Here is a 25,798-nt window from a genome sequence, read left to right as displayed (position 1 = left end):
TAACGCGACTGAACGAAGAAAAGCTAGTACGCTTCGCCTAGCGTCGTCAAGGTGGGATGCTGGTCGGCTGTAGGCTCCGAATTACTGCGTGTGCCAAAATACGATTCAAGACGATTAATTTTGTCTTTTTCGGATTGGAAAATGGAAACAAGACATATATCCTTCGAACGTATCTCTAGAATCCACATTCCTACAGTAATATCATGAAGTATAAACAAAACTATCAGTACGAGATGAGCGTGACAAAAGCAGAGTACGACGACGATGGCTCGCTGTGTGTCTCTTTGAAGCTCTGTCCGAACGAAACCCCCGCGTTGGACGAACTACTCACCAGTGGCTACGTCAAACTGAGTGTGTACGACAGGGACGAATTCGCGGAGGATGGGACGCTGGCACTGTACGACCGTCTTCACTGCTGAGGGCAAACGGTTGGCATCTCGGACGACTGTTTGCAACGTTGGTCGATGAAACATAAAATGGAGAGTTTAGAGTCGGTCGCGCCCTTTTCGACGTGAACTGGAACCACCGAGTTCGATCTGATCGAACTTTTGGACGACTGCTTGCAGATACCGACGAACGTCGAATCCGTTCTCGCTCTTCGTGGCCCGCTTCCGAGAGCGTGAGTTGCTGGTCGTTCGTCGTCCTGGTTCGGCCATCAGTTGGCGAATCGTTGCTTGCGTCTGTTGGGATATGAGGGGGTTGTCCGGCGAAATCAACTGCGAAAGCGCCCCGAAGATCGCCGCGACGACGACGAAGTAGTATCCAAGCGTCGTGAGGATGTTCGCCGAGAAGAACGCCACGTAGATGCCGTTCACGAAGAAGAACAACCCTGCGACCTGTAACCCCCTATTGAAGTATCGAAACGACGAGTCAGTCGTTGGTCGCCCGATCCCGTTTCGGTTTGTCGTACTCATCTTCCCACCTCACCTTTCGACGTGCGACGTAAAGAAAGTCAGTCAGACACGTGTATAGAACGTGACCTGAACCGAAACCGAGCACTCTGGCACGAAATATATATTCTATAACCCTATCTATATACTTCTTGAGTCAAGTTTATAGCCCAGTCGCTGTTCTCCCTACGTAAGCAATGACCGAATACGGAGCAGGGACGAGACGCTCGAACAGTTCGCATCGGCCAACTGATGCAGTTACCGAATCTTTCGATGAACACGCCGACGCTGGCCCCGTTTTCGCTCGCTTCGCATCGCCCCGAACCACCGTCCCGACCACTGTCGCTGTCGTCTCGGATCCGCACGTCTCGACCGAAAAGCGCGGGACGTGGAAGGTGTTTCATCGGACGCAAGACCGATTCCGAACCGTCTTCGCGGACGCGAACGCGCGCGACGTGGATGCGGTCGTGTTCGCGGGCGACCTTACCGAAGACGGTGCGACAGCCGACTTCGAGACGGTCGATTCGCTCCTTACAGAACTCGACGTCCCCCACTTCGCGGTTCCTGGGAACCACGACGTCCCGAAGTCGTTCGACGAACACGAGACGCCCCCGCTTTCGTCGTTCGAAGCCGACTTCACACCCGATGGACTCCCCTTTCACGAACGAGTCGGCGGGGTGGATATCCTCGGCTTGAACAGCGCCTCGACGCCCGACGACTCACTCGCCGACTGTCACGACGGAGAGATATCTTCGGATCAACTCGCGTGGCTGGACGAGACGCTCCCCCGGACCGATTCCCCGCTCGTCCTCATGCACCACAATCTTCCGGGGCTTTCTGACGAAAGCGACGCTCGTTCGTGGCGGTCGTCGTTCCCGACGCGAAACGCGGACGAACTGGCCCGGGTGCTCTCCCGGCACGACGTTCCACTTCACATCTCCGGACATCTGCACGTTCCCGCCGTCACAGAGACGATGGGTGTCCGTGAGATCGTCGCTCCCTCACTGTGTTCGTTTCCACAGGCGTACCTACTGTTGGAAGTCGGCCCTGCCGGAACCACGGTTCGGTTCGTCCCGACTGCTGGGCCGGACGGAACCAGAGAGGCATATACCCACGCGAAGAAAGATTCCGCACGAAGTGACGCCGCCGCCGAGATGACCCTCGACCGGCTATCGTCGTTCCCGCTCGTGGACGAGCTATCGCCCGTGCCGAACTAGTCTAGGACGAACTTCAGTCGCTCTTCGTCGCTCCCTTTCGTCTCTCGTCCCGTGAGCCGGAACTGGCCGATCTCGTCGGTGTTCTCGACGTGTGTCCCCGCGCACGCAGTTCGGTCGTAGTCGTCTACCTCCACGATTCGAATCTCGCGGATACTCTCGGGAAGGAGGTGGATGCGCGTCCGCTCCGGGTCGAGCGTCGCCTCTGCCTCCTCACGATCCATCTCGTACCAACTTACGGGAAGGCCTTCCTCGATTCGCTCGTTCATGATCGACTCGATGTAGTCGAACTTCTCGTCGGTGAATCGCTCGTAGGCGCAGTCGATTCGCGCGCGGTCGGTGTACAACTGGTTGCCTGTCGTCTGTGCGTCGAACTCCTCCAGCAAGACCGCCGAAAGAAGGTGTTGGGCAGTGTGATACCGCATATGTGCGTACCGGCGGTTCCAGTCGATTCGCCCGGTGACGACGGTTCCTGCTTCTGGCGGTGTTCCATCGACGGTGTGATAGATAGTGTCCTTCTTCTGCACGTCGGTGACCCCCCACGTCTGGTCGCCAGCAGCGATTTCACCCGTATCGGCGGGCTGTCCACCGCCTTCAGGATAGAACAGCGTCCGGTCGAGGACGACCCGGTCGCCTGCGACGCGCTCGACCGTCGCTTCGAACTCCTGGTCGTACGTCGCGTCGAGATACAGCGGTTCGGTCATATGGAGGGAGACGAACAGGCGTCACTTAATGAACTCGTCGTAACGCTAAAGAGCGAATCGTGCGTTTGTATCAACAATGAGTACGTACTGCGGTCAACGGAGGAGATTTTATGGGTGTCGAAATTAAGGGGTCACCCGTCTCTGAGGAGGAATTCGAGGAGATGAAGAGTTTCGTCTACGAGTACCTCTCCGCGAGCGTGAAAAACGAAGAGGGGGGTGGACGGATGCGATGGTATCCGTGGCACTCCGCGGATTACCGGTTCAACCACATCATCAACGTCGTGAATCTGGCCGAAACCATCGCGGAACGAGAGGGTGCCGACGTAGACGTGGCCCGCGTCGCCGCGCTGTTTCACGACATCGCCAAACTCGACGCAGACCAGGAGGTCCACGCTGAAGAGGGTGCGAGAGTGGCTCGTGAGTACCTCGAATCCCACGGAGACTTCCCGGAATCGTTCATCGATCAGGTGTGCAAGGCGGTTACGAACCACTCGTATCAGGGCGATCTTTCGAGCCTCTCGAAGGAGACACAGTCGCTCATAGAAGCGGATATGCTCGACAAGGTCGGTGCGAACGGAACCGCCCTGATGCTCCTGCGGATGGGCTACGAGGCTCGCACGCATATGGCCGCCGCGGAGATGGTCGACCGGGTGCTCGAACGCGGAAAAGACGCATCGGCCCGCGTGCAGAGCGAGACGGCACGAGACCTCGCGCACCGACGACTCAAGCGGGTGAAGTGGTTCCGCGAATGGCTGGAAGACGAGGTGCCGGAAATGGACGCGGAGCCATCCGGATCGCCCCGAAACGAACTCTGAAACGCGAGAGTCGTCGAGACTCCGAACGAGCCACGCGCGCCTTTAGCTTGCATTCCAACGGCGTCGCCGAGTTGGAGACGTTTCACGCCAGTGTCGTCGCCGCGTCGTAGATGAACGACACGCCTGCGAGCGCGAGCACGGCCGCACTCAGGTACGCGACCGCGGGCGCGAACGAATCGACGCGTCGTCCCGCCGCGACCAGTGCTGCCGGAAAGCCGGTGATCCAGAGCGCGATCCCCACGAAGAAGCTGACGACGATGACCGGCCCGCCGGTCGTCACTGCGAGGTTACCGGGAAGGTCGGAGAGCACGTCGAATCGTCCAGGGTTGAGCAGACCGACACCTGCTGTGAGCCACCAGATGATCTGGTACGGGTTCGTGATGGCGAGTGCGAACGCTTTTCTGAACCCTCTCGCGTCGTCGTCGACCGCGTCCGTGGTGAACGTCGCGGTCGCATCCCTGGCCGCACCGTAGGCGAAATACAGCATGAGCAATCCGCCAACGCCGACCATGATAGCGCGGACAAGCGGTGCATCGCGGACGACGGCGACCACGCCAGCCAGTGCGAGGACGAAGAAGCAGGCGTCGGCGGTCATCGCACCCAGTCCCGCGAAGAATCCCGACCGCCAGCCACGGAGGACGCTCTCTTCCGCGATGACCGCGTTCATCGGTCCCGGTGGGGCCGCGAGCGAAAGTCCGAGGACGACTCCCGCAACAGCAGAAACGAGCACCTCTAACATCGACTCCGGCTTCGGTCTCGGTCAGTAAAAGGTCGCGGATAGCGGTAACCTATCGATGTGCTATCGTATCCAGATGGTCGAAGGGTTCGAGCAGGTCAGACGAGACTCCCACCGAGTTGCGCCACGACGCTCACGGCAGTCTCCCAGACGGAGAAATCGAAGAGGAGTTGCAGGAAGAAGTCCCCGGCGAAGAACAGGAATAACATCGCCGATGCGAGGTGGGCCTTTCGCATATCCAGCTTGTGGGAGAACTTGTGGAAGAAGTAGGCGTTGGCGATGCTCACGGGGATGATGGCGAGCATCTCTCCCACCCAGATGGCACTGTGAGCGTCGTACTGAGCAGCGAGCCCGATCGTGACGATCTGTGTCTTGTCACCGAACTCGCCGAACACCATCATCGCGAAGATCGGGAGGAACGCGCCGTACTTGCCCACCTTTTCGATGTCGTCGTGCTGGAAACGCCGGGGGACGACACCTGAAAGGTCGATAGCGCCGCCATCCGTCTTTGTAACACCATCAGGCGTCTCTCCATCGGGCATCGACCGGATCAACAGCACGGCGAAGAGCAGGAACAGACCTGCAGTGAGCGCATCGAGGTAGATGCCGGGGAGGAGACGTGTGAGCGCGCTTCCGACATATATCTCGACAGCAGTCCACAGCGCGAACGCAGCACCCGCCGCACTCACGATCAGCCACGGCTTGTACCGGGTCGAAAGTCCGGCGATGATGAACTGCACCTTCTCTCCCGGTAGCACGGCGAGCTGTGTCGTGAACGCGAAGACGACGACTTCCCACCAGCCCGTCACGTATTCGCCACCTCCCCTGCGACGACTCGAACGCGAATCGACCGGGCAACGCTTTCGGGGAGGCTCTGTTCGTCGTCTCCGACGGCGACGGTCACCATTCCGAACGGAGCGACGTCGACGATTTCGAGTTCCGTGCCGGGGGAGATTCCTGCATCGGAGAGGTAGCGAAGTTCCTCTTCCTCGCGGTCACTGACGCGGGCGACGACCACGGTCTCTCCGGTGTCGTGGTCGCTTAGGGGAGTCGTATCGTCCTCCTCGATTGGAGTCAAGTCTGCATCCGGAATCGGGTCACCATGCGGATCGACGGTCGGATTCCCGAGTACCTCTGCTACCCGGCGCTCGAACTCTTCGCTGATGTGGTGTTCGAGTCGGTCGGCTTCGTCGTGAACCTCGCTCCACGAGTAGTCCAGGTGTTCGGTCAGGTACGCCTCCAGCAGTCGGTGGTGGCGAAGCACCTCGAGCGCGACCGTCTCTCCCTCGTCGGTGAGTTCGACGCCCTTGTACTTCTCGCGGTCGAGAAGCCCACGGTCTGCTAGTTTCTCGACCATACTGGTAACCGTCGGCGGCGTCACACCGAGGTACTCCGCGATCGCGGAGGTCGCCACCGGCTCCTCGCTTTCATTCTGGAGCGTGTAGATGGCTTTCAGGTAATCCTCCATCACGTCGCTCAACATCACTATTCGACATTAGATGGTTCTAATCCTTTAATTTGTCGTGTGCTCAGAGCCTGTTTCGGCGTGTGTTTTTTGTGGATGAGAGGCAACTGATGTGAATCTTCGTCGTCGCTTCCCCGTCAATCGCACCGCTCTTCGCAGATTCGGTCGATGATCTTCCCGGTCGAGAGCAGTTCGTCGTCTTCGGGATCGAGCGGCGAGGCCCGCCGGACTTCACAGCCGATCCCGCGCCGGTCGAGTTCCGCCTGAATCGCTGCGTCGTCGTGGTGCTGGTCGTACCCCAGCGCGATGATATCCGGGTCGAGGTCTTCGATCGGTACGAAGATGTCTTCGGGATGGCCCACGCGCGCATGGTCGACCATCTCCAGTGCGCCGACCATATCCCGGCGCTGTTTGTTCGACAGGATCGGTGGTTGTTTGTGCGTTACGTTCTCCCGGCGGGCGATGATGACGGAAAGTCGGTCGCCCATCGCTGCGGCGTCCCGGAGGTAGTGGGCGTGGCCGGGGTGGAGGATGTCGAAGGTTCCCTGTGCAAGTACGTGTATCACTGCTCTCTCAGCTCCTCGTCGATATCTGCCTGCGTGAAGTCGAAGAACGATTCTGCGTCGGGAAGCTCGACATCCAACACGTCGAGCGTCCGCGGGTCGCCGTTCCGGTCGAACGCCTTCCAGTTATCATGATCGTAGGGCGCACCGATGATGATGTGTACGTCGCCTTGCCCGAACGTCGCCAGGTCGGCATCACTCGGTCTGAGCACGCCGTTCGGGTGTGAGTGAACCGACCCGACTGCTCGCAGGTCGTTCGGGACGGTGCTCGTCCGCACCGTCGCACTCACACTGTTCGACTCGGTGCCGGGCATGACGAGTACGTCGGTGATGACGGTTCCCTCACGGTCGAGTCCGAGTCGGCTCGCGGATTCGCCACGGAGAAAGCCCATGTACTCGTTCGGGTGGGAATCGCGCGAGGCTTCGAGCGCGAACACCAGTGCGTCCTCCGCGATGCCCAGGATCTCGTTCGAGCGGAACAGCCGCATGTCACACACTCCGGTTTCCCGCGTTCTAAACGTTGCGAACGCGCCGGATGCCGAATACTGTCGGATTCGACGATAATTTTACTCGATCACACATGAGCGGCCCCAAGTTGCAAAGCGTTAAAAATAGCGCCCCCGAATGAGGGGACAAGATGACTTCCCCCGATTCCGGTTCCGACGATGGAACCGACGAATCCGTCGTATACGAACTCGCGGCGGACTGTACGCTCTCCGATATCTCCGAGGGAGAACGGTATCACGCTGTCGTCAACGGTGTCGTCGACTACGGTGTATTCGTCGATCTTTCCGACTCGGTCTCAGGACTCGTTCACGAATCGAATCTCTCCCAGAAATACGAGGTCGGTGACGACCTCGTCGTGAAACTACTCGAAGTGCGGGAGAACGGCGACCTGAGCTTCACGACAGTCGATTCAGACGACTACGAAACCGTCGCTATCGCCCACGAGTACGAGGTCGCCGAGACTGGCACGCTGGCCGAACAGGTCGGCAAAACAGTCCACCTCGAAGGCGAAGTGGTGCAGATCAAACAGACGGGCGGTCCGACCATCTTCCACGTCAGCGACGACACGGGCGTCGTTCCCTGTGCCGCATTCGAGGAAGCAGGTGTCCGTGCCCACCCCGAAATCGACATCGGCGACGTCGTCCATCTCGTCGGCGTGGTCGAAGAGCGCGACGGCTCGCTCCAGGTCGAAGTGACCTCCCTCGATGCGCTATCGGGCGACGAGGAGACGGTCGTTCGTGACCGAATCGAAGCCGCGCTCGACGAGCGGGCCGAACCACACGACACCGAGCCGCTCGTGGAGTGGCCCGCCCTCGAACAGCTGTTCCCCGACCTGCGCGATATCGCCAAGCAACTTCGGAAGACGGTGCTCGAAAGCCGCCCGATACGCGTTCGCCACCACGCCGACGGCGACGGCATGTGCGCCAGCGTTCCGGTGGAAATGGCCCTGAAGCGATTCATCGAGGAGACGCACCAGGATCCCGACGCGAAGCGACACCTGTTCAAGCGCCTTCCGAGCAAGGCACCCTTCTACGAGATGGAGGACGTGACACGCGACCTGAACTTCGCGCTCGAAGACCAGGCGCGCCACGGGCAGAAACTCCCGCTCTTGCTCATGCTCGACAACGGGAGTACTGAAGAGGACGTTCCCGCCTACGAGAATCTGGCACACTACGACATCCCGATCATCGTCGTCGACCACCACCACCCTGACCCCGAAGCGGTCGAACCGTACACCGATGGGCACGTCAATCCGTACCTCTACGACGAAGATTACCGCATCACGACGGGGATGATGTGTGTCGAACTCGCCCGGATGATCTCGCCCGACGTGACCGACGAACTTCGACACGTCCCCGCAGTCGCAGGTATCTCCGATCGCTCGAAGGCCAACGCGATGACGGATTACGTCGAACTGGCCGAATCCGAAGGGTACGACGAGGAGTTCCTCACGGACATCGGAGAGGCGATGGACTACGAGGCGTTCTGGTTGAAATACGACCCTGGCCGGAACCTCATCAACGACGTACTCAACGTCGGCTGTGACGACGAAGAGCGACATCGCGAACTCGTCTCGTTCCTCGCCGAGCGCGCGCGTGCTGACACCGACCAGCAACTCGATGCTGCGATGCCCCACGTCAAACACGAGCGACTGGCGAGCGAAGCCCACCTCTACCGAGTGGACGTAGAGAACCACGCCTATCGATTCACCTACCCGCCACCGGGGAAGACGACCGGCGAGATTCACGACCGGAAGGTACAGGAGACGGGTGAACCGGTCATCACGATCGGCTACGGTCCCGACTTCGCCGTCCTCCGAAGCGACGGTGTCCGCCTCGACATCCCGGAGATGGTCTCCGAACTCAACGACGAGATTGTCGGCGGTGGCGTCAGCGGCGGCGGCCACCTCGTCGTCGGGAGTATCAAGTTCGTTCAGGGGATGCGCGAGCAAGTGTTGGACGCGCTCGTCGAGAAGATGGCGGACGCGGAACTCGACGAAGACCTCCAGAGCACGACGGTCGGCCATCAGCAAGACGATTAACTGAACGACACCTCCTTTCTTGCGAGCCACACTGCACCACCGACGCTCAGTGCGACGAATCCGCCGAGACCGACCGGTAAACGGTTGCCGCCCGCCTTCCAATCTGCTTCGAACACCTCTGTCAGTTCGGTCGCCGTCTCGTTCCCGGTGACGACGACACCCCAACCGCGACTCGCGTGACCACCCGTTCCCGCCGGTTTCCAGTTCTCGGTCAGCACCATCGCCCTGTCGTCCACGACGGCGTACTTCGCGTGGTGGAATGCGTAGCGTGCTCGCTCGCCGCCGATCACTTCGACCCTGACGCCACGCTTTGCGAGCATATCGAAGACGGTTGCTTCGCGCCGGGAGAGTCCGCCGACCGGGGCGTCGTCGACGAGGACGCGTACCGAAACGCCGCGGTCGGCGGCGGCGATGAGCGTTCGGGCCACACGCACAGACGTGAACGAGTAGCCTGCGAGGAGGATTCGGTCGTTCGCGGATTCGAGCGTCGCTATCGGGACGGTCGGGCTATCTGGGAGAACGAACAATCGAGCGTTCGTAGCACTTGTGGAGACAATAGGCCGGTCGGTTGCCCCCAGTGGCCGCCACGTCTCGGTGTTCGGTTGCCATCGGTCACCCTCCGGTGCGTCGGCGTAGGTGACCGAATCCACTACCTCGGCTCGATGACCGGTCTCGTTTCGCCGGAGCGTGACCGTCTCACCACCGTTTGCGAGCGAGAGGTTTCGAAGCGGAAGGATGCGACTACCTTGGCGAGTGCGACTGGATGTGAGGGTCCGGGTCAGGTTTGGCTCTGTAGAGAACGTGACTCGTCCGGAAACGGTCTCGTTGGTCTCGTCGCCGAGGTCGGCGACAGCTTCACCGTCCGCGAGCGTCCACCCAGAGAGGTTCGTCCGTCGTGGGAAGGATACGACGACGAACTCACCGCTGTCTTCGTCAGCCACCGGATTCGGGTACACGGCGACGATCTCCGGAGACGAAGCGGTCGCTTTCGAAGGGCCGGGGAGTATGGTGGTGAGGGAGATGGCCACGAGGAGTATGGTGGTGAGCGTGACTCTGGCGAACACGGCGTGGAGTGGTCGCGCTCTCTCATATAAACGTTCGGAACGGTGGATTTTTGTCAGAGACGTTCGCTTTCTCGGTATGGTCTCGATTCCGATCGCGCTCGAACTAGCCGGGTATGCGCTGGGGGCACTCGGTGCCGTACTCGTCTTCTTCGAGTTCTTTCAGGTGCCGGATTACATCGAATACGACCCCGACTACAACGATTACACTATCGACATCTCACCGATGGAGGTCACAGAACACACGTGGATCGGTCGCGTCGGCGCGTTCCTCGTCGCACTCGCGTTTGCGCTGGAGTTTCTGGCGGTTCTCCTCGCTCAAAGTCTCGGGTGAACGATCTCGCGGCAGTCGGGACATTCGGCGAACCGTTCTCGGCCATCCTTCGTCTCGTATTCGATAAGAAGATACCCTTTTGGGATGTCACTCCCGCAGTTCGGACACACGCCGAGGTTAGCCGGTTTGGTCGCCATTTCCCTCTCTCGAACGAAATGATGGCCTTGTACTCTTTGTTATTGACCGATTGTACAGCAGTAAGAAGTCGTTACTGGCCGATTAGAGCGCCTTTTCGGCCTCGCTCTGCACGAGGAACGCACGGTCGTCGGCGTAGTCGCGCACCGAATCGAGGGCGCGTTCCGTTCCGATTTGGTTCAGTGCCCACGCGGCACTCGCACGGACGGAATCAGAATCGTCGTTTTCGAGCGTGTCCGAGAGCGGGTCGATAGCGCGCGTGTCGCCGATGCGACCGAGTGCGCGCGCGGCGTGACTGCGAACGTCCGCGTCGTCCGCGACGAGTTGATCTGCGATCTCCTGTGTCACTTCATCGCTTCCGATCTCGCCGAGTGCCTTGATGACGGTCTTCGCCATGCCGGGGTCGGCGTCGACGTAGTCGACGAGAGCATCGATAGCGTCCTTGCTTCCGGTCTTACCGAGGATGCGGATCGCATCCTTGTCGCGGCGGTTCGCGCGCTGTAGCATCGGTTCGACCGCTTCCTCGCTTCCCATCCGTTCGAGGGCTTCGAGGCAGTGACGCTCCATGAAGTTCGACTGGAGCGAATCGAGTGCGAGCAGGATCATGTCTGCGCGTCCTTTCTTCTCCCAGACCTTGAGCGCGTGCCACTCCGGCGGGTAGTCCTTGCGGTGGTCGAGCACGTCGTAGAAGCCTTCCGCTTCGAGCTGTTCGCGCGTTTCGAGGTCGCTCCACTCCTCTGCGTCCTCGATACCCGCTTTCAGCTCCTCCGTCGCTTCCACGAGCGTCTCGATGGTGTCTGCGTCCTCGTCCGGGTCGAGGTCTGCGTCACCGACCGCGATCGCCGAGTTTTCGAGTACTTCGGCGAGGTCGTCCGAGTTCCGTGACAGTGTGACGCTGAAATCCGTATCAAGCGTGTCCTGAACCGTCTCGGCGAACGATTCGACGACTTCGACGAGTTCACCACTCCCCTTGTCCGTCCACCGGGTTTCAGTGATGGTCGATTCGGCGTCCTCGATGTCGCTTATCACGTCCTCGGCGTACGGTCCTCGTTTGTCTTCGAGTTCCGTGCGGAGGTCGGAGAGGCGCGTCTCCAGTTCCTCACGCGGGTCTTCTTCGTCCTCGTCTTCCGGTTCGGGAAGGTCGGCGCTCTCCAATAGCCCCTCGATCTTGTCGAGCTGCGCTTCGACGACGTCGAGGTCGGCTTCCGTCTCGGCGGCTTCCAAATCTGTCTCCGCTTCGTCGAGTTGTTCCTCGATGGTTTCCGCACCGACGGGTTCTGCCTCGTCTTCCGCCTGCTCTTCTTCGACCTGCTCTTCTTCGGTCTCTGGTTCCTCGCCATTTTCGTCGCTCATGCGTCCACCCCCGAGTAAGCCGTTGCTCTCATATGCGGGAAAATCGGGGCGTACCCATCAAGAGCGTTTCCCTTCTGTCGTCTTCTCGTCCGGACGAGTCTCTGTCGTTGTCCGCCAGTAGAACTGCGGCGAGAGCACGAGATACGCCAATGCAAGCGTCAACAGCGCGTACGGAAACGCTCGACCCTGAAGATCCGGCACGAGCACCGCGAGCGAGTGAACGACCCCCATGATGAGTGCGTCGCGGGCCAGCAGATCGGGGTATTCGATACCGGACACCATCAGATAGCAGAAGACACCGGTCGCGGCGAGCAGCGCCACCACGCTTCCGACTTCCGCGAGAACAGCCGCCGCGAGAACCGTCGCAGCCAGCGTCGTCGGCGTTCCGAGCGTCGAACTGTCGTCGGTGTCGTAGGCGGTGTAGAGTCCGAGGCGCGCGACCGCCATGGCGACGAACAGCGCGGGAAATCCGAGCACTGCCACCGTTTTCATGGAGAGCAACTGGAAGACGGTCGGCCACGACGCCTGTGCGACACCGACGACCAGCATCGCGGGCGCGACGGCGAACGACGCCACGTCCGCCAGTGAATCGAGATACGGCCCCGCCGCCGAACTGCCGATGTGGCGGGCGAGCACGCCGTCGAGTCCGTCCGCCACCGCCGCGAGCAGGATGAAGCGCGCGGCCAATCTCGGGTTCGTGGTCGCCACTGCAACCGCCAGAAAGCCGAGCGCGGCGTTCGAGACGGTCACCGCGTCGGCCAGCGACAGCCGACCCACGAACCGGGGTTTCATATCCGGCGAGTAGTGCGAGCGCACTTGATACGTCTTTTGAAAGCACGCTCAGCAACGGAAGGAATGGAACGCCAGTGAGGTCGAGACAGTTTCATAGGGAGAGAGGATTCAGTGGCGATGTGTCGTCTGCCGATACCAAGGCAACGCCACGGGCGAACGAGGAAGCGAGCGCAGACGCTTCGCGTCTGCGGTGGACGACCGACCGAGAGCCGACAGATATTGAAGTTTTCCTCAGCCGCGGAAGAGCAGGTCTCGTTCGCAGGCGTGACGAGGCCCATCAAATACAAATTAGTATAAAACAGTACAGATCAGTAGATCCGGTTTCGAGTATCTCTTCCTTTAGATTTCACCATCTACGCGAAACCTACCACTCGACGATGTCTCGAATCCGGTTGAACGCCTCACGCTCGCGCTCGCCACCGCACGTGCGAGCCACGTCCTCGAAGTACTGCAGTCGTGCCCGGAGTTCGTCGGTATCGTACGCATCCACGTCGAGACGGGAGGCAGCCACGGTCGCTTCCACGACCGCCGCAAAGCCGCGGTTGGTGGTCGGAATCGTCTCTCGCATGACTTCGGAATCGACGGGTGTCAGTTCCCACTCCTCCCAGCGTGTTCCGCCGGAATCGCCCGAATCGACCTGCGTGGCTTCGACCTCGACCCACGCATCCGCGGAGTCGAGTACCGGTTCCGTCTCCTCTCGGATCGAAAGCGTCGCGTCCACGAAGTCGATGGGGTCGCGGGTGAACTGAACGACCCCTCCGCCCTGCCGGTGGAGATTTCGACGGGTCCGGGTGTTCCCCCACGTCTTGGCGGTCACCGGATCGTCTGTCACGCGGTCGCCCGCGTGAAGCCCAAGTGCAGCGACGTTCCAGAGTTCGTTCGGGCCGAACGTCGTGATCACCGATTCGGTCACGCCCCGCAGTTCGACCGGCCACTCGTTCACGGTGTCTCTCCTCGCTCCAGTGCGACGAACAGTCCACCCGCGACGATGTCGGCGGTCGTTCCGGGGTTGATGCCGTCCTCGACCAGCGAGTCGGCGAACGCTCGAACGAGTTCCACGTCGCCGTTACGCGCTCCCTGAAGGGCCTCCTGTGCTCGCACCCGGACGCTCTCGGCGACCTTCTTCCCGTGCTGTTTCGCCACGAGCGTGTCCGGTTCGCGGGCCAGCAGTTCGAGATACACCCGTGCGCCACGACCCGAAAGCGGCCCCTCGAATTTCGCGATTCGTTCGCCAGCCCAGAACGTTCGCTCGAACTCGTTCGTCCACTCGTGTGCGATGCCGTCCTCGTCCGCTCCAAGTTCCATCACGTCGTACAGCGTCAGGTCGGCGTCCTCGATGGCTGGAATCGCGTCTTCTCCCCGCCGCACGTCGAACTCGTCGGCTCCTTCGGGTGGGTCGTCCACGTACACGTCGACGTGCTCGAACGCCCTGTAGAACCCTGCAGAATCGTCGACTGTCGTGGATTCGACGACCTCGGCGACCGCCTCGGGTGAGGGGTCGTCTGCCTTCACGAGTGGAATCAGCAGGCAAAGCGCCCCGAACTGCGTGTTGCCCCCCGATTGCTGGCTCATCCCGGCGACGGCTTCTTCGAACGCTTCGCCGACCGACGCGCCGTTTTCGGCCGAGCGAAGCCCTCGCCCGGCACCGACTCCCCCGGCGAGGAAGTGTTCGAACCGCAGATCGGGAAAGTCCCGTTCGCGGTCGACGTTGCCCGGTTTCGGTGTTCCTGCAACCTCCAACAACAGCGCCAATTGTGCGTGTTCTGCGGGTGTCATACGATGTTCTTCAGCTGTCATGCGACTACCTCCGTAAACCATTCGTCGGTTGCACAGCGCACCCTGGAAAGGATTTCGGGACGGTCACTGGGTCGCCCCACGCTCACCGCGTCCGCACCGTAGTCCAGATATTCCGCGACCGTCTCCCTGTCCCGGACACCGTTGTTTGCGACGACGAAGCAGTCCGTCGCCGCCACGATGTCAGCGACCACGTGCTCTGAATCCATCGCATCCACGTGGACGATCTCAGCGCCTGCGCCTACAGCACGACGGGCGACTTCCGGGAGACCGACGCCGGACACCTCGGTTCGAACCTTGACGCTGACCGTCGCGCCCGACTCGGTGCCGACACGAACCTGCTCACATAATCGGTCGGAATCTCGAAGGAGTGACTGTCCGGCCCCCACCGCACACATCTCGTCTTGTCGGCAGTGGGCGTTCACCTCAAGGATCGCGTCGTGTTTCCGACACACCTCTGCGACGGCGCGGATCGGCGGCAGTGTTGCAGAGCGCACGTTGAACCCTGGACGAAGCGGTGCGTCAGCGAGCGCGGTCAGTTGGTCGTCCACGAACGCGATGGGGTCGTCCGGCAAGAATTCTTCTCTGTCGCGGTCGACCATCGTGCGGGCCGCCGCTCGTGTCTCCTCGTCCAAGGCGATACCGCCCAGAAACGCCGCGCCGACGTGTTCGGCTCCGGCCAGCGCCCACTCGGCGTCCGACTCACCACTGAGACTCGCCAGTGCGACCCGTGGCTCGAACATCAGACCACCTCCAGCGCGCGTGCTACCGCGCGGGCGACGCGCTCCGAATCCCCGTCGTCGTTCATCTCCGTGTCTGTTCTGACCGCAGGACGGTCGAGGTCGGTTTCGTCTTCGTCGTCCAGCACGAAGGCATCGACGAAGGGATACGCCTCCGCCACGCCCGCCGTGCTCGGGGCGTAGCCCACCGCCTCCATCAATTTCGCCGCGGGGCCGGAGAAGACGCGGTCTTCCACGAACGGAGACACCGCGACCACGGTGGTCGATTCCAATGCGTCGCGGAGTTCGTCGATGACGAGCATCGGGCCGATACTCGTCACCGGATTCGACGGGCCGATGACGACCGGTTCGTTCGCGATCGCGTCGAGTGCGGCAGGCGACGGTTCGGCTTCGCTCGCGCCTCGGAACTCCACTTCCACGACCTCGGGGTCGCCACCGCGAGCGACCCAGAACTCCTGAAAGTGCATCTCGCCTCCTGGCGTGTGGACGATGCTCGCCACCGGATCGTCGCTCATCGGGATGACATCGACCGGCGAATCGAATGCATCGGCGAGGATGCGAGTGGCTTCGGTGAGGGTGTGGCCTTCGTCCAGCAACCCCGTTCGCGTGACGTGAACCGCCCGGTCGCGGTCACCGAGAAGCATGAACTCCGCCACGCCCGAAAACCGTCGCCAGCGAGCGATGTCCCGCCCCTCGGTCTGGTACTCGTCGGGAAGATAACGCGGGCCACCCGAGAGGCCCGCCGACTCGGCGAGTCGATGGAGTTCGTCGTGCGTCTCGGTCGTATCGTCCGCGATTCCCCACCACGTCTCCCGGTTCAACACGTCTCCCTGCTGGAAGAGCACGGTGTCGATATCTGGACAGACGAGCGATCCACCGAGTTCCACGTCGTCACCGGTGTTCCCGACGACGGTCGTCTCGGCGGGCGAGAAGGCCGAGAAGGCGCCGTCCAGAAGCTTGGGGGTGCCCGTTCCCCCTGAGAGAAATGTTACCATACTCGGAGGTGGTGGCGCGGTCGTGTAAATCCTTACGTTCGGCTACTCGAACGAGGAACGCCACGTCTCTACGTGCATCACCAGATAGACCCCATCCCTGTCGATGTCGGCGTAAGCGACGTTGGCTCGCGCATCGACGTCGGTCTCTACCTGAACGAAGGTCTGTAGTTCCTCATCGTATCTGAAGATCGCTACCCCGGACTCCTCGCCGGAGAACGCAGAATCGTCGTACGAAAGAGCTAGCTCATCGATACTGGCTTCGTCCGGGGTTCGAATCATGACGAGCGAAGACACCTTCGCGTTCTGGTATCCATCGCCTCCGGTGTCCCAGATACCACCACTCTGTCGCTCCAGATTGACGTACTCCAGCGCATATCGTGGTGCCGTTACGGTAACCGTTACGCCGAGTGACGAATCTCGAATCTCCTCGGTCACTGTCTCCGCCGGGTCGGGTTCCGTCATCGCCGTAACTTCCTCTTTCGCTTCCGCGAGCCACGTTGGCTCCTCGACAGTCGTCTCGCCGAGGTGGTAGTACGTCGATCGCAACTGTGCTCTCATCGGCCCGCTCTCGGTGGTTACGGAGACGTTCATCTCGAATCGTTTCATGAGTCCGTCGTCGGTGATGAACAGACGGAGCGAAGCAGTATTCAGATTCTCACTGTCGAATCCGAGGTTACGGCCCTCAGAATCCGCCTCGAACCCAGCTACCTCTGGTACGGCGTAGACGTGCGTTCTCGTCCCAGAGATCGTCCGCACACCTTCGTATTCGACGTTCCCCTGTTCGAGATACGAGGTGATATCGGGACGAAGATGCTTGGACACGTTCACGCTCGATGGCGCTCGACTGTACGAAACGGCGAATTCCGAGCCGTAGGATTGGCGATAGTATCCTTCCCCGGATGGGTCGATATACGTTTGAGACAGGCGGGAATCCCCGGTGCCTCCCCGATTCTCGTACCCAGTTTTCGACCAGTTCTGGTATCTGTGTAACTCGCCCGTCCCGACTTCTGCTCGCGTCGTGGTGTTTATCCACCGTTCCGCGCCGGACTCCGGATGCGAGAAGTGGGTGTATTCGACGGACGTGAAACTCCCCGCCGAACGAAGGACGGACGAATGTTCGTCCAGGAGTTCGTCGGTCGAAAGCGGAAGGTCGTAGACCGAATCGGTCGGCGTTGCGGGAGCGTCTGTCGGCTTTTCGGTCGTTTCGGTTCCGTCTGTAACATCGCCCGTTCCGGACACATCCGTTACACTGGTCGTTCCAGTTCCGTCCGTGACATCGGTCGTACACCCCGAAAGAACGACGAGAAGTACGAGAGACACGGTGATTCCCATCTCCATCTTCGATCTCGTCATCTGAGATAGATAACTCGAATTATATGTTATCTGTCAATAGTATCAGAATCGATAATCGTGGCTCTCGTCCTTCGGTTTTTATACGATGACGATCGAAACACCTCACAATGAAGACCATCAAGGATAGCGTCCACGACCACATCGACGTCGTCGGCGTCGCCCGCGACTTGCTCGACACCCCCGCAGTCCAGCGACTTCGGCATATCACGCAGCTCGGAACCGCCCGTCTCGTCTACCCCTCCGCGAACCACACCCGATTCGAACACAGTCTCGGCGTCTACCACCTCGCGTGCGAAGCCCTCGACAACCTCGGTATCGAAGGTGTGCAGGCCGAGCGCGTCCGCGCCGCTGCGCTCCTGCACGACGTTGGCCACTCTCCCTACAGCCACACCATCGAAGACCTCATCTACCGCCGCACGGGCAAGTACCACGACGATGTCCACGACCTGCTCACGGCGTCGGAGGTCACCGACGTTCTTCACGCACACGACCTGGACCCCGACACTATCGCCGACCTCATCGCGGGAGACGGTGAACTCGGGCAGGTCGTCTCCGGCGAGTTGGACGTAGACAGGATGGACTACCTCGTCCGCGATGCCCACCACACTGGTGTTCCCTACGGCACCATCGACCACGAACGACTCGTCCGCGAGTTGACTTTCCTCGATGGTGAACTCGTCCTCGCGGAAGGGAACGTCCAGACCGCAGAGAGCCTGCTCGTCGCCCGCGCGTTGATGAACCCGACCGTCTACAACCACCACGTCACGCGCATCAGCAAATCGATGCTCCAGCGTGCCAGCGAGCGACTGCTCGACGCACCGGACATCGACGCCGAGCAGTTGCGCCGGATGGACGACCACGACCTGCTCGTGGCGCTCCGGACGAACCCAGACACCGCCGAGTTCGCACGCTGTCTCTCCGACCGAGATCTCTACAAACGTGCGGTCTGGGCTGAGATGGGGGACGTTCCGGACGAGGTCATCGACGCCGACCACGAGACCATCCGTGAACACGAGGTGGAGATCGCCGAGAGCGCAGGCGTCGATTCGAAGTCGGTCATCCTCGACGTGCCGGGTCGCCCACAGATGACCGAATCCTCGACTCGCGTCATCGTCAACGGTGAAGTGCGACCACTCTCCCGACAATCGACGCTCGTTCGCGCACTCCAGCGAGTCCAGCGTGACCAGTGGCGGTTCGGCGTCTACGCGCCAGCGGACGAGACCGAGCAGGTCGGGGTTGCGACAGAGCGCATCCTCGGACTCGACACGGACGGGACGCTCGTCAGCGACGTCCGAACCGGCGTCAGGACGACGCTGGACGATTTCGAGTGACGTGGTGAGGTGGTTTCACACGAAAGGACTGCAAGCGGAGCGGTTATCCACGATACTGCGAACTGCGCGGACGCGCTCGTTTCCGACGAAGGAGAGATAGTGCTAAGAAGCTGGATTGACGACTGGCCAACAAGAGATATGTTAGTCGAAGGAACGATACTGCGTGGCCCGAACTTCGATCCGATCCAGGGTCGCGTGGTCGTCGAGGACGGTACGATCGCGGCTGTCGAAGAGGAGTCCGTTTCGTCGTCGGACATCGTCCTTCCCGCGTTCGTCAACGCCCACACCCATCTCGGTGATTCCATCGCAAAGGAGGCCGGTGCTGGACTCTCGCTCGAAGAACTCGTCGCGCCGCCGGACGGACTGAAACACCGACTGCTCCGTGATGCGGCCCGAGCGGAGAAGGTCGAAGCCATGCGGCGGTCGGTTCGGTTCATGCAGGCGACGGGCACTGCTTCGTTTCTCGAATTCCGGGAGGGAGGTGTCGAAGGCGTCTACGCACTCCGGGAAGCGACCGACGGTCTCGATATCGAGCCGGTCATCCTCGGACGAGAGACGGTCGAAGCGATGGAAGCAGGGGACGGATTCGGCGCGAGTGGTGCGAACGACGCGGATTTCACCCACGAACGAAACGCGACCGGGCGGGCAGGGAAACTGTTCGGCATCCACGCGGGAGAGGCCGATTCGAGCGACATCAAACCGGCACTCGATCTCTCGCCGAACTTCCTCGTCCACGTCGTCCATCCGGAACCGGCCCATCTCGACCGGATCGAAGACAGCGAGATACCGGTCGCTGTCTGTCCGCGGTCGAACCTCGTCACCGATGTCGGTATGCCACCGATTCGAGAACTGCTCGATAGGACGACGGTCGCGCTCGGGACGGACAACGTGATGTTGAACAGTCCGTCGATGTTCCGGGAGATGGAATTCGTGGCGAAGCTGACTGATACATCCTCACGAGAGGTGCTTCGGATGGCGACGCGAAACGGCGCACAGATCGCAGGGCTGAACTGCGGCGTGGTCGAACCCGGTCGGGACGCGAAACTGCTCGTCCTCGACGGCGAATCGGACAACCTCGCCGAAACCCAGAACGTGATCCGGTCAGTCGTCCGTCGAGCAGGTGCGACGGACGTGAAAGAGGTCGTTCTGTAGGTTCGTCCCCTCGGCTCTTTTCGATTCGAAGGTCGTTGCCACCAAACAAGTTAAGACAGCACGTATCGTGCCATTCGGTAACGTATCCATGTACGACCGAATTCTCGTGCCGACCGACGGCTCGTCGGAGAACGAGCGCGTGGTAGAACACGCCGCCGAACTGGCCGAGTCGCACGGGGCGGAACTGCACGCTATCTACGTCGTCAATACGGCGACGTTCGCAAGCCTTCCGATGGAGACGTCGTGGGAGGGCATCAACGATATGCTTCAAGACGAGGGGGAAGCGGCGCTCGAAGACGTGCGCCGTGTCGCAAACAGCTACGACGTATCGCTCACGACCCATCTCGTGGAAGGGCCGCCGAACAGGGAGATCGTCCGATTTGCAGAACAGCGGGGGTTCGATCTCATCGTGATGGGAACTCACGGACGCGGGGGCATCGACCGACTCTTGCTCGGCAGTGTCGCGGAGCGTGTCGTCCGTGCATCGACCGTGCCGGTGCTCACCGTGCGAGTCGGCGAGGACGAGAATCCCCCGGAGGCCGACGCGAGCGAAGAAGCGAAAGGAAGTTCCTGAGCACTCAGACGGGACGCAGGTGGTCGCAGTCGCCTGCGTGAACCCGAACGTCTCCGTCCTCGGTTTCCACGACGAGTGCGCCCGGTGTGACGATATCGACTGCTTTTCCGACCACGTCTCCGTCCGGCGTCTCGACCCTGACTCGCTGGCCGAGCGTCGCCGAGTGTTCGCGCCACGCAGGGAGCACTTCGTCCGGATCTGCGCGCAGGGCGTCGAACTCCTCCAGCAGGCGCTGGACGAAGAGCCGACGGTTCACGCTTCCTCCTGACTCCTGGACGCTCGTCGCACCGTCGGGGAGGTCTGCTCCCGAAATGTTGACGTTCACACCGATTCCGACGACGACCCACGAGACGCGGTCTGCCTCACCCTCCATCTCGGTGAGGATGCCCGCGAGTTTCTCGTTCGTTCCGTCGTCAGAGTGACGTTCTGACTGGCTCTCGCTCGCTCCGTCGTCACTCGCGAGAACACCGTCGCGCTCCGCGCGACGAGCACTCGTCTGGGGGACGAGTACGTCGTTCGGCCACTTGATCTCCGCCGGAACTCCTGCCTCGCGTGCGGCTCGCGTCACGGCGACGGCGGCGGCAAGCGTCAGAAGTGGGGCATGCGCTGCTGGCACGTCGGGTCGGAGGACGAGACTCAGCCAGACACCGCCCGACGGCCCGACCCACTCGCGGTTCAGTCGGCCTCGTCCACCGATCTGCTCGTCGGCCAGTACGACGACGTTCTCTCTCCCTTCTCCCGCCAGTTCCCGCGCGCGGTCGTTCGTGCTCCCGATGGATTCGTGATACTCGATCTCGAAGGGGGCGTCCAATCCGTACTCGACTGCCGGGCCGAACTCCGGAATCTCGTCGAGAAGGTAGCCCGCGTTGGTGCTCTCGATGTCGAATCCCGCCTCGCGGAGCGCCTCGACGTGCTTCCACACCGCGTTTCGGGAGACGTCGAGGTTGTCTGCGAGTTCCGGGCCGGAAACCGGGCCATCGGCGATGGCGTCTAGGACGGCCCGGCGCATTTCGTTCATGGTTCGGGATTGGGCGAGTTACGACAAGAATCGTGTGTTTGCAGTCGGTGAAAATGTACGAGTGAATGCCACGAGCGACCACAGTGTTATCTCCATCGCCACCCTTGTCCATAGTATGGCGGACACGAAAAAAGGCCGAAACAAGCGAGCCCGTAACGAAGAGAAGCGCCAGCGAGAGCGGGAACTCGCCGAAGCGCGTGAACGTGCCGACGAAACCGAGCCGCCACAGGACGACCTGGACGAAGGCGACGAGATTCGTACCGAGGGCGGCGAAGATTCTGACTCGCCCCGCGAATGTCACCGTCGCGGGTGCGACGAACCCGCGGCGTTCGCCGTCCTCGAACGATATCAGGAGGAAACTGGCCACGGTGCTGTCGAGGCGAAGGCCCTCCTCTGCCAGGAACACACCGAAGAGGAGCATCCTACGAATCTCGAAGGTGTCTATGCTGACTACGTGTTCCGCGTCGAACCGCTCCCGGAGATGATGAGCACCGACAGAGCGTAATCGAACCGAAATTTCGAAGAGCGACTGCCCGCTCAGTCAACGACCACGATCACGTCGCCCATATCGACGCTCTCACCTTCGCTGACTGCGACCTGCGTGACGGTGCCGCCGCGCGAGGCGATCACGTCGTTTTCCATCTTCATCGCTTCGAGGACACAGACCACGTCGCCGGACTGGATCTCGTCGCCTTCTTCGACCTTCACGTCGAGGATGGTTCCCTGCATCTCGGCGCTGACCGTCTCACCTTCGGCGTCTACGACGGTTTCGCTTCCGCCGCTGCTACCGCCCGCCGGTTTGGGCTTCTGGCCGCCAGAGTTGCTGTTCGCGGGGACTGCCGCGGCCCCACCGCGCTCTTCGAGATTGACGTCGAAGCGCTTGCCGTTGACCTCGACCGTGAACTCGCGTTCTACGATCTCTTCGTCCTCGCTCGCTGCTTCGGTCGAACCCCACTTCTCCTGTGCCTCGGCGACTCGTTCTTCGTCTAAGTGCTCGTCCAGGTACTTCGTCGTGTGCTCGCCGGAGACGAACGCCTCGTCTTCGAGCATCACGCGGTGGAAGGGGATGATGGTGACGACGCCTTCGATGTCGTACTCCGCCAGCGCGCGACGACCACGAGTCAAACACTCTTCGCGGTCTGCCCCGTGCACGATGAGTTTCGCTATCATCGAGTCGTAGTCCGTTACGAGGTCGTCGCCTTGCCGAAGTGCGTCGTCGAGGCGAACACCGATGCCGCCCGGTGGGTCGTACACGTCGAGCGTGCCACCGCGGGCAGGTGCGAAGTCCTCCGCTGCGTTCTCGGCGTTGATGCGGAACTCCATCGCGTGGCCTTCCAGTTCCACGTCGTCCTGCGCGAAGTCGAGTTCCTCGCCCGACGCGACTCGAATCTGCCACTTCACGATGTCGATGCCCGTCAACTCCTCGGTGACGCAGTGTTCGACCTGGATGCGGGTGTTCACTTCGAGGAAGAAGAACTCGCCGTCTTCGACGAGGAACTCCACGGTTCCGGCGTTGACGTAGTCGGACGCCTTCACACCCTGTCGGGCCGCCTCACCGATCTCCTCCCGGAGTGCATCCGAGAGCGCGGGCGATGGACCTTCCTCGATGACCTTCTGGTGGCGGCGCTGGAGCGAACAGTCGCGCTCGCCGAGGTGGCGGACGTTGCCGTGCTGGTCGGCGATGATCTGAACCTCGATGTGGCGTGGCTGTTCGAGGTAGCGTTCGAGATAGACCGAGTCGTTGTCGAAGTAGGCTTCACCCTCGCGCTGGGCGGATTCGAGCTGGTCTTCGACCTCGTCCTCGGTGCGGACGACCTTCATCCCGCGCCCGCCGCCGCCACCTTCTGCCTTGATGGCGATGGGGTAACCGTGCTCTTCGCCGAACGCTCGCACCTCCTCTGGATCTGTGACCGGGTCGGTCGTCCCCGGAACGATGGGGACGTCGGCCTGCTGCATCACCTTGCGGGCCTTCGTCTTCTCACCGAGTTGTTCCATCGAGTGGCTGGTCGGTCCGATCCACTTCACGCCGTCCGTGGCTTCGACCTTCGCGGCGAAGTCAGCGTTCTCCGCGAGGAAGCCGTAGCCGGGGTGGATGGCGTCCGCGCCAGCCTTCTCCGCGGTGTCGATGATGGCATCGTGGTCGAGATAGGACTCTGCTGCACGCGCCGGGCCGACGTTGTACGCTTCGTCGGCGTAGCGGACGTGTCCGGAATTTCGGTCTGCGTCGCTGTAAACCGCGACGGTGTCGATTCCGAGCTCTTCGCATGCTCGCATCACGCGAACTGCGATCTCCCCGCGATTGGCGACAAGAACCTTGTCGAACATCCTTGCGGAAGAGTATTCGGGTGGGTTACCTCATTCTGTCGGTTCTTATTTCGTGGTTGCGGGCGTCAACAGGACCTTGAATCGGAGTTGACGAACGAAGGATGTGTGTCGTAGGATGTCGGTTGTGGAGCGTGGAACTCGAATAGGACAGGTCGGCATTCGATGGCCGCGTTCTCGGAAGCCTCGGTCGCTCTTGTCCGCGCAGACGAACTACCGCAGCAACGTTGTCCCCGGACGGTCTTGAGACGATGATTCTCGGTGCAGCGGCTTGGTGACGGCTTCAAAAGCCCCCGGTCGTTCGCTACGAGCAGTACCGGCTGGATCTAGTTCGAGACCAACTGCTCTGCTGTAGACCTCGAACGCCCGACCCCTTTGGTCCACCCAAACGACCGCCACTGCACCTCGTCCTCCCCGGCCTTCTCGCTTCGCTCGTCCCTCGCGCGCGTTCCTCCCACGCGCCACCGCAACCGCCGAACTGTCCAGCATGGAGACAATCATCCCCGGCGCACGCGGTCGTTCGTGAGCGACGCGAGCGAATGACTCGTCAGACCTTGCTCTGTCGGAGGATGAGGCATTCGAGACGTTGCGGGTCTATCCGACGAAATCGCCCGTAACGCCACGCCGATGTCGAAGTGCTAGTGTACTGAAATGTACTGATATCTACTGAAATGTACTACCGTTCGAGAGTCAGCATCGAATCGATCGTCTCGAATTCGAATCAGTCGCCATCCCGACTTCGAAGCTCTTCCAGGACTGCTATCGCGCCGTCGGAGTACGACTCATCGACCATCGTCTCGGCGGCCTGTTTCGCTTTCTCGTCGGCGTTCGCGACTGCGTAGCTCTCGCCGACGACGCCGAAGGTGGACACGTCGTTCTCCGAATCACCGATGGCGATAAACTCCTCGGGGGCGCGCCCCAGCAGTTCTGCGACTGACCGCACACCCTGGCCCTTGCTCATGCCCGCCGATTTGATGTGGTAGGCGTAGCCCGTGTCCACGATCTCTTGGCCGTGCTCGCTGGCGAACTCCTCCAGTGGGCCGAGCGGCTGGTCGCGCTGGACGGCGATCTCCGTCTCGCGCCAGCGGTTGGTCAGGTCGGTCTTGCCCCACCCGAGGTCGTAACCCGCCGACTCGTACTCCTCGGCCACGCGCCGGGCAGCCTCTCCGTCTCCGTTTCGCGTCACTTCGTCGTCCACGAGGACGATGCCGCCGTTCTCGGCGATGACGCACTGTGGAATCCGGATGAAGTGACAGAGGGCGACGGGGTACGGGAACGCCTTTCCGGTGGCGACGACGACCGGGGCATCCCAGTCGGGAAGTAGATCGAAGAATCGCGGATCGATAGAGTCGTCGGGCCGAGTCATCGTACCGTCGATGTCGAGGACGAGCGGCGGAACCATGTCCGAACTTCGCGTCACCTTCACTTAGTTTCGGTGTTCCGTCCCGTGTTCGTTCCGCCATTCCGCCTCGATCTCGTCGAACAGTTCCCGAATGCGCACTTCGATTTCGTCTCGAATCTCGCGCACGGCATCCGGGGTTTTTCCGTCGGGATCGTCCAACCCCCAGTCACGGTTCTCGCCCGACCACGTCGCTGGACACACGTCCTTCGCGGAACAACCCATCGTGACGACGTACTGGCAATCCTGTAACTCCTCGAACGTGATCTCTCTGGGCGTGCGCTCCGTGAGATCGACGTCCAGTTCTGCCATCACGTCCGCCACTTCCTCGTGAACGTGGTCTGCCGGGTCGGTTCCACCGGTGACGACCTCCACGTCGAAGTCCCGCGCGTCTCGTTCTCGCTCGGCGAATGCGGTCGCCATCTGGCTCCGCCCGGCGTTCTGAACGCAGACGAAGGCGATACGGGAGACGAGACTGGCGGTGTCGCTCATCGACAGACGATTCTCACG

General features: G+C 61.3%; 29 protein-coding genes. 9 read left to right on the top strand and 20 right to left on the bottom strand.

The window, feature by feature from the left end; all coding sequences use genetic code 11:
* Nucleotides 1–203 precede the first annotated feature (203 nt).
* The gene (locus ACR3FE_RS01910) at nt 204–419 is read left to right on the top strand and encodes a hypothetical protein (RefSeq protein ID WP_458204982.1); all 216 of its coding nucleotides are present in this window, start codon (nt 204–206) and stop codon (nt 417–419) included.
* Between the two features lie 66 nt (nt 420–485).
* Here the strand turns inward: ACR3FE_RS01910 and ACR3FE_RS01905 are convergent, their stop codons facing one another.
* The gene (locus ACR3FE_RS01905) at nt 486–914 is read right to left on the bottom strand and encodes a hypothetical protein (RefSeq protein WP_458204980.1); all 429 of its coding nucleotides are present in this window, start codon (nt 912–914) and stop codon (nt 486–488) included.
* A gap of 173 nt (nt 915–1,087) precedes the next feature.
* Here ACR3FE_RS01905 and ACR3FE_RS01900 point away from each other — a divergent pair, with 173 nt between their 5' ends.
* A complete protein-coding gene (locus ACR3FE_RS01900; RefSeq protein WP_458204979.1) occupies nt 1,088–2,107 on the top strand; it encodes a metallophosphoesterase family protein in 1,020 nt (339 codons plus the stop codon).
* Here ACR3FE_RS01900 and alaXM read toward each other — a convergent pair.
* Nucleotides 2,104–2,808: an alanyl-tRNA editing protein AlaXM gene (gene alaXM, locus ACR3FE_RS01895; protein WP_458204978.1), complete on the bottom strand. Its 705-nt coding sequence runs from the start codon at nt 2,806–2,808 to the stop codon at nt 2,104–2,106. The two genes, ACR3FE_RS01900 and alaXM, sit on opposite strands and share 4 nt — an antisense overlap.
* Nucleotides 2,809–2,918: 110 nt before the next feature.
* Between alaXM and ACR3FE_RS01890 the strand changes: the two genes are divergently transcribed.
* Nucleotides 2,919–3,623, top strand: a complete 705-nt coding sequence (locus ACR3FE_RS01890) for an HD domain-containing protein (protein ID WP_458204976.1) — start codon at nt 2,919–2,921, stop codon at nt 3,621–3,623.
* 82 nt (nt 3,624–3,705) lie between these two features.
* Here ACR3FE_RS01890 and ACR3FE_RS01885 read toward each other — a convergent pair whose 3' ends face one another.
* From ACR3FE_RS01885 to ACR3FE_RS01865, 5 genes are all read right to left on the bottom strand, one after another.
* Nucleotides 3,706–4,362: a LysE family translocator gene (locus ACR3FE_RS01885; protein WP_458204974.1), complete on the bottom strand. Its 657-nt coding sequence runs from the start codon at nt 4,360–4,362 to the stop codon at nt 3,706–3,708.
* Between the two features lie 95 nt (nt 4,363–4,457).
* Nucleotides 4,458–5,168, bottom strand: a complete 711-nt coding sequence (locus ACR3FE_RS01880) for a TMEM165/GDT1 family protein (protein WP_458204972.1) — start codon at nt 5,166–5,168, stop codon at nt 4,458–4,460.
* The gene (locus tag ACR3FE_RS01875; RefSeq protein ID WP_458204970.1) at nt 5,165–5,842 is read right to left on the bottom strand and encodes a metal-dependent transcriptional regulator; all 678 of its coding nucleotides are present in this window, start codon (nt 5,840–5,842) and stop codon (nt 5,165–5,167) included. The genes ACR3FE_RS01880 and ACR3FE_RS01875 overlap by 4 nt, the downstream gene beginning before the upstream one ends.
* 119 nt (nt 5,843–5,961) lie before the next feature.
* Nucleotides 5,962–6,390: an FAD synthase family protein gene (locus tag ACR3FE_RS01870; RefSeq protein ID WP_458204968.1), complete on the bottom strand. Its 429-nt coding sequence runs from the start codon at nt 6,388–6,390 to the stop codon at nt 5,962–5,964.
* Nucleotides 6,387–6,875: a Mov34/MPN/PAD-1 family protein gene (locus ACR3FE_RS01865; protein WP_458204967.1), complete on the bottom strand. Its 489-nt coding sequence runs from the start codon at nt 6,873–6,875 to the stop codon at nt 6,387–6,389. Before ACR3FE_RS01865 ends, ACR3FE_RS01870 begins: the two co-directional genes overlap by 4 nt.
* Nucleotides 6,876–7,024: 149 nt before the next feature.
* On the opposite strand from ACR3FE_RS01865, the gene ACR3FE_RS01860 reads away from it, so the two are divergent.
* On the top strand, nt 7,025–8,935 hold the full coding sequence (locus ACR3FE_RS01860; RefSeq protein WP_458204966.1) for a DHH family phosphoesterase: 1,911 nt from the start codon (nt 7,025–7,027) through the stop codon (nt 8,933–8,935).
* Here ACR3FE_RS01860 and ACR3FE_RS01855 read toward each other — a convergent pair.
* Nucleotides 8,932–9,999 (bottom strand): phospholipase D-like domain-containing protein, encoded by a 1,068-nt coding sequence (locus ACR3FE_RS01855; protein WP_458204964.1) that lies wholly within the window; start codon nt 9,997–9,999, stop codon nt 8,932–8,934. The two genes, ACR3FE_RS01860 and ACR3FE_RS01855, sit on opposite strands and share 4 nt — an antisense overlap.
* A 76-nt stretch (nt 10,000–10,075) precedes the next feature.
* Here ACR3FE_RS01855 and ACR3FE_RS01850 point away from each other — a divergent pair, with 76 nt between their 5' ends.
* A complete protein-coding gene (locus tag ACR3FE_RS01850) occupies nt 10,076–10,330 on the top strand; it encodes a hypothetical protein (RefSeq protein ID WP_227376517.1) in 255 nt (84 codons plus the stop codon).
* Here ACR3FE_RS01850 and ACR3FE_RS01845 read toward each other — a convergent pair.
* The 8 genes from ACR3FE_RS01845 to ACR3FE_RS01810 all read right to left on the bottom strand — a co-directional run bounded on the left by ACR3FE_RS01845 (nt 10,315) and on the right by ACR3FE_RS01810 (nt 17,492).
* On the bottom strand, nt 10,315–10,467 hold the full coding sequence (locus tag ACR3FE_RS01845) for a DUF7837 family putative zinc-binding protein (protein ID WP_458204961.1): 153 nt from the start codon (nt 10,465–10,467) through the stop codon (nt 10,315–10,317). The two genes, ACR3FE_RS01850 and ACR3FE_RS01845, sit on opposite strands and share 16 nt — an antisense overlap.
* A gap of 82 nt (nt 10,468–10,549) precedes the next feature.
* Nucleotides 10,550–11,818 (bottom strand): HEAT repeat domain-containing protein, encoded by a 1,269-nt coding sequence (locus tag ACR3FE_RS01840; RefSeq protein WP_458204960.1) that lies wholly within the window; start codon nt 11,816–11,818, stop codon nt 10,550–10,552.
* Nucleotides 11,819–11,875: 57 nt separating this feature from the next.
* Nucleotides 11,876–12,610, bottom strand: coding sequence for a protein sorting system archaetidylserine synthase (locus ACR3FE_RS01835; RefSeq protein ID WP_458204959.1), 735 nt, complete (start codon nt 12,608–12,610; stop codon nt 11,876–11,878).
* Nucleotides 12,611–12,974: 364 nt separating this feature from the next.
* Complete coding sequence (locus ACR3FE_RS01830) at nt 12,975–13,553, bottom strand: DUF447 domain-containing protein (protein ID WP_458204958.1); 579 nt, start codon at nt 13,551–13,553, stop codon at nt 12,975–12,977.
* A complete protein-coding gene (locus tag ACR3FE_RS01825; protein ID WP_458204956.1) occupies nt 13,550–14,407 on the bottom strand; it encodes a triphosphoribosyl-dephospho-CoA synthase in 858 nt (285 codons plus the stop codon). Before ACR3FE_RS01825 ends, ACR3FE_RS01830 begins: the two co-directional genes overlap by 4 nt.
* Nucleotides 14,404–15,147 carry a tRNA-dihydrouridine synthase gene (locus ACR3FE_RS01820; RefSeq protein WP_458204954.1) on the bottom strand — a complete coding sequence of 248 codons (744 nt, stop codon included), beginning with the start codon at nt 15,145–15,147 and terminating at the stop codon, nt 14,404–14,406. Before ACR3FE_RS01820 ends, ACR3FE_RS01825 begins: the two co-directional genes overlap by 4 nt.
* Complete coding sequence (gene cofD / locus ACR3FE_RS01815) at nt 15,147–16,139, bottom strand: 2-phospho-L-lactate transferase (RefSeq protein ID WP_458204952.1); 993 nt, start codon at nt 16,137–16,139, stop codon at nt 15,147–15,149. Before cofD ends, ACR3FE_RS01820 begins: the two co-directional genes overlap by 1 nt.
* Nucleotides 16,140–16,181: 42 nt before the next feature.
* On the bottom strand, nt 16,182–17,492 hold the full coding sequence (locus ACR3FE_RS01810) for a DUF7537 family lipoprotein (protein ID WP_458204950.1): 1,311 nt from the start codon (nt 17,490–17,492) through the stop codon (nt 16,182–16,184).
* Nucleotides 17,493–17,599: 107 nt separating this feature from the next.
* Here ACR3FE_RS01810 and ACR3FE_RS01805 point away from each other — a divergent pair, with 107 nt between their 5' ends.
* From ACR3FE_RS01805 to ACR3FE_RS01795, 3 genes are all read left to right on the top strand, one after another.
* Nucleotides 17,600–18,823, top strand: coding sequence for an HD domain-containing protein (locus tag ACR3FE_RS01805; protein ID WP_458204949.1), 1,224 nt, complete (start codon nt 17,600–17,602; stop codon nt 18,821–18,823).
* A 138-nt stretch (nt 18,824–18,961) separates the two neighbouring features.
* Nucleotides 18,962–19,975, top strand: a complete 1,014-nt coding sequence (locus ACR3FE_RS01800) for an amidohydrolase family protein (protein WP_458204948.1) — start codon at nt 18,962–18,964, stop codon at nt 19,973–19,975.
* A gap of 88 nt (nt 19,976–20,063) precedes the next feature.
* Nucleotides 20,064–20,549 (top strand): universal stress protein, encoded by a 486-nt coding sequence (locus tag ACR3FE_RS01795; protein ID WP_458204946.1) that lies wholly within the window; start codon nt 20,064–20,066, stop codon nt 20,547–20,549.
* Nucleotides 20,550–20,553: 4 nt separating this feature from the next.
* On the opposite strand, the gene ACR3FE_RS01790 is transcribed toward ACR3FE_RS01795, so the two are convergent.
* Nucleotides 20,554–21,567, bottom strand: a complete 1,014-nt coding sequence (locus tag ACR3FE_RS01790; protein ID WP_458204944.1) for a biotin--[acetyl-CoA-carboxylase] ligase — start codon at nt 21,565–21,567, stop codon at nt 20,554–20,556.
* Nucleotides 21,568–21,682: 115 nt separating this feature from the next.
* Here ACR3FE_RS01790 and ACR3FE_RS01785 point away from each other — a divergent pair, with 115 nt between their 5' ends.
* On the top strand, nt 21,683–22,072 hold the full coding sequence (locus tag ACR3FE_RS01785; RefSeq protein ID WP_458204943.1) for a hypothetical protein: 390 nt from the start codon (nt 21,683–21,685) through the stop codon (nt 22,070–22,072).
* A gap of 32 nt (nt 22,073–22,104) precedes the next feature.
* On the opposite strand, the gene ACR3FE_RS01780 is transcribed toward ACR3FE_RS01785, so the two are convergent.
* The 3 genes from ACR3FE_RS01780 to ACR3FE_RS01770 form a co-directional block, all read right to left on the bottom strand.
* Nucleotides 22,105–23,892 (bottom strand): acetyl-CoA carboxylase biotin carboxylase subunit, encoded by a 1,788-nt coding sequence (locus ACR3FE_RS01780; RefSeq protein WP_458204942.1) that lies wholly within the window; start codon nt 23,890–23,892, stop codon nt 22,105–22,107.
* A gap of 718 nt (nt 23,893–24,610) precedes the next feature.
* Complete coding sequence (locus tag ACR3FE_RS01775; protein ID WP_458204940.1) at nt 24,611–25,291, bottom strand: phosphoglycolate phosphatase; 681 nt, start codon at nt 25,289–25,291, stop codon at nt 24,611–24,613.
* Between the two features lie 24 nt (nt 25,292–25,315).
* Complete coding sequence (locus ACR3FE_RS01770; RefSeq protein WP_458204938.1) at nt 25,316–25,780, bottom strand: arsenate-mycothiol transferase ArsC; 465 nt, start codon at nt 25,778–25,780, stop codon at nt 25,316–25,318.
* Nucleotides 25,781–25,798 lie beyond the last annotated feature (18 nt).

Source organism: Haladaptatus rarus (assembly GCF_054177585.1).
Note: the sequence above shows the minus strand (reverse complement) of the source record. Positions and strands in the feature narration are given on the sequence as shown.

What these genes read in the sequence shown, in the direction of transcription:
- ACR3FE_RS01860 (WP_458204966.1), top strand. Translation starts at nt 7,025, where the DNA reads ATGACTTCCCCCGATTCCGGTTCCGACGATGGAACCGACGAATCCGTC.
- ACR3FE_RS01810 (WP_458204950.1), bottom strand. Translation starts at nt 17,492, where the DNA reads ATGACGAGATCGAAGATGGAGATGGGAATCACCGTGTCTCTCGTACTT.
- ACR3FE_RS01780 (WP_458204942.1), bottom strand. Translation starts at nt 23,892, where the DNA reads ATGTTCGACAAGGTTCTTGTCGCCAATCGCGGGGAGATCGCAGTTCGC.
- ACR3FE_RS01805 (WP_458204949.1), top strand. Translation starts at nt 17,600, where the DNA reads ATGAAGACCATCAAGGATAGCGTCCACGACCACATCGACGTCGTCGGC.
- ACR3FE_RS01905 (WP_458204980.1), bottom strand. Translation starts at nt 914, where the DNA reads ATGAGTACGACAAACCGAAACGGGATCGGGCGACCAACGACTGACTCG.
- ACR3FE_RS01785 (WP_458204943.1), top strand. Translation starts at nt 21,683, where the DNA reads ATGGCGGACACGAAAAAAGGCCGAAACAAGCGAGCCCGTAACGAAGAG.
- ACR3FE_RS01770 (WP_458204938.1), bottom strand. Translation starts at nt 25,780, where the DNA reads ATGAGCGACACCGCCAGTCTCGTCTCCCGTATCGCCTTCGTCTGCGTT.
- ACR3FE_RS01790 (WP_458204944.1), bottom strand. Translation starts at nt 21,567, where the DNA reads ATGAACGAAATGCGCCGGGCCGTCCTAGACGCCATCGCCGATGGCCCG.
- ACR3FE_RS01800 (WP_458204948.1), top strand. Translation starts at nt 18,962, where the DNA reads ATGTTAGTCGAAGGAACGATACTGCGTGGCCCGAACTTCGATCCGATC.
- ACR3FE_RS01900 (WP_458204979.1), top strand. Translation starts at nt 1,088, where the DNA reads ATGACCGAATACGGAGCAGGGACGAGACGCTCGAACAGTTCGCATCGG.
- ACR3FE_RS01840 (WP_458204960.1), bottom strand. Translation starts at nt 11,818, where the DNA reads ATGAGCGACGAAAATGGCGAGGAACCAGAGACCGAAGAAGAGCAGGTC.
- ACR3FE_RS01835 (WP_458204959.1), bottom strand. Translation starts at nt 12,610, where the DNA reads ATGAAACCCCGGTTCGTGGGTCGGCTGTCGCTGGCCGACGCGGTGACC.
- ACR3FE_RS01775 (WP_458204940.1), bottom strand. Translation starts at nt 25,291, where the DNA reads ATGGTTCCGCCGCTCGTCCTCGACATCGACGGTACGATGACTCGGCCC.
- ACR3FE_RS01820 (WP_458204954.1), bottom strand. Translation starts at nt 15,147, where the DNA reads ATGTTCGAGCCACGGGTCGCACTGGCGAGTCTCAGTGGTGAGTCGGAC.
- ACR3FE_RS01890 (WP_458204976.1), top strand. Translation starts at nt 2,919, where the DNA reads ATGGGTGTCGAAATTAAGGGGTCACCCGTCTCTGAGGAGGAATTCGAG.
- ACR3FE_RS01910 (WP_458204982.1), top strand. Translation starts at nt 204, where the DNA reads ATGAAGTATAAACAAAACTATCAGTACGAGATGAGCGTGACAAAAGCA.
- ACR3FE_RS01795 (WP_458204946.1), top strand. Translation starts at nt 20,064, where the DNA reads ATGTACGACCGAATTCTCGTGCCGACCGACGGCTCGTCGGAGAACGAG.
- ACR3FE_RS01865 (WP_458204967.1), bottom strand. Translation starts at nt 6,875, where the DNA reads ATGCGGCTGTTCCGCTCGAACGAGATCCTGGGCATCGCGGAGGACGCA.
- ACR3FE_RS01850 (WP_227376517.1), top strand. Translation starts at nt 10,076, where the DNA reads ATGGTCTCGATTCCGATCGCGCTCGAACTAGCCGGGTATGCGCTGGGG.
- alaXM (WP_458204978.1), bottom strand. Translation starts at nt 2,808, where the DNA reads ATGACCGAACCGCTGTATCTCGACGCGACGTACGACCAGGAGTTCGAA.
- ACR3FE_RS01825 (WP_458204956.1), bottom strand. Translation starts at nt 14,407, where the DNA reads ATGACAGCTGAAGAACATCGTATGACACCCGCAGAACACGCACAATTG.
- ACR3FE_RS01845 (WP_458204961.1), bottom strand. Translation starts at nt 10,467, where the DNA reads ATGGCGACCAAACCGGCTAACCTCGGCGTGTGTCCGAACTGCGGGAGT.
- ACR3FE_RS01885 (WP_458204974.1), bottom strand. Translation starts at nt 4,362, where the DNA reads ATGTTAGAGGTGCTCGTTTCTGCTGTTGCGGGAGTCGTCCTCGGACTT.
- ACR3FE_RS01875 (WP_458204970.1), bottom strand. Translation starts at nt 5,842, where the DNA reads ATGTTGAGCGACGTGATGGAGGATTACCTGAAAGCCATCTACACGCTC.
- cofD (WP_458204952.1), bottom strand. Translation starts at nt 16,139, where the DNA reads ATGGTAACATTTCTCTCAGGGGGAACGGGCACCCCCAAGCTTCTGGAC.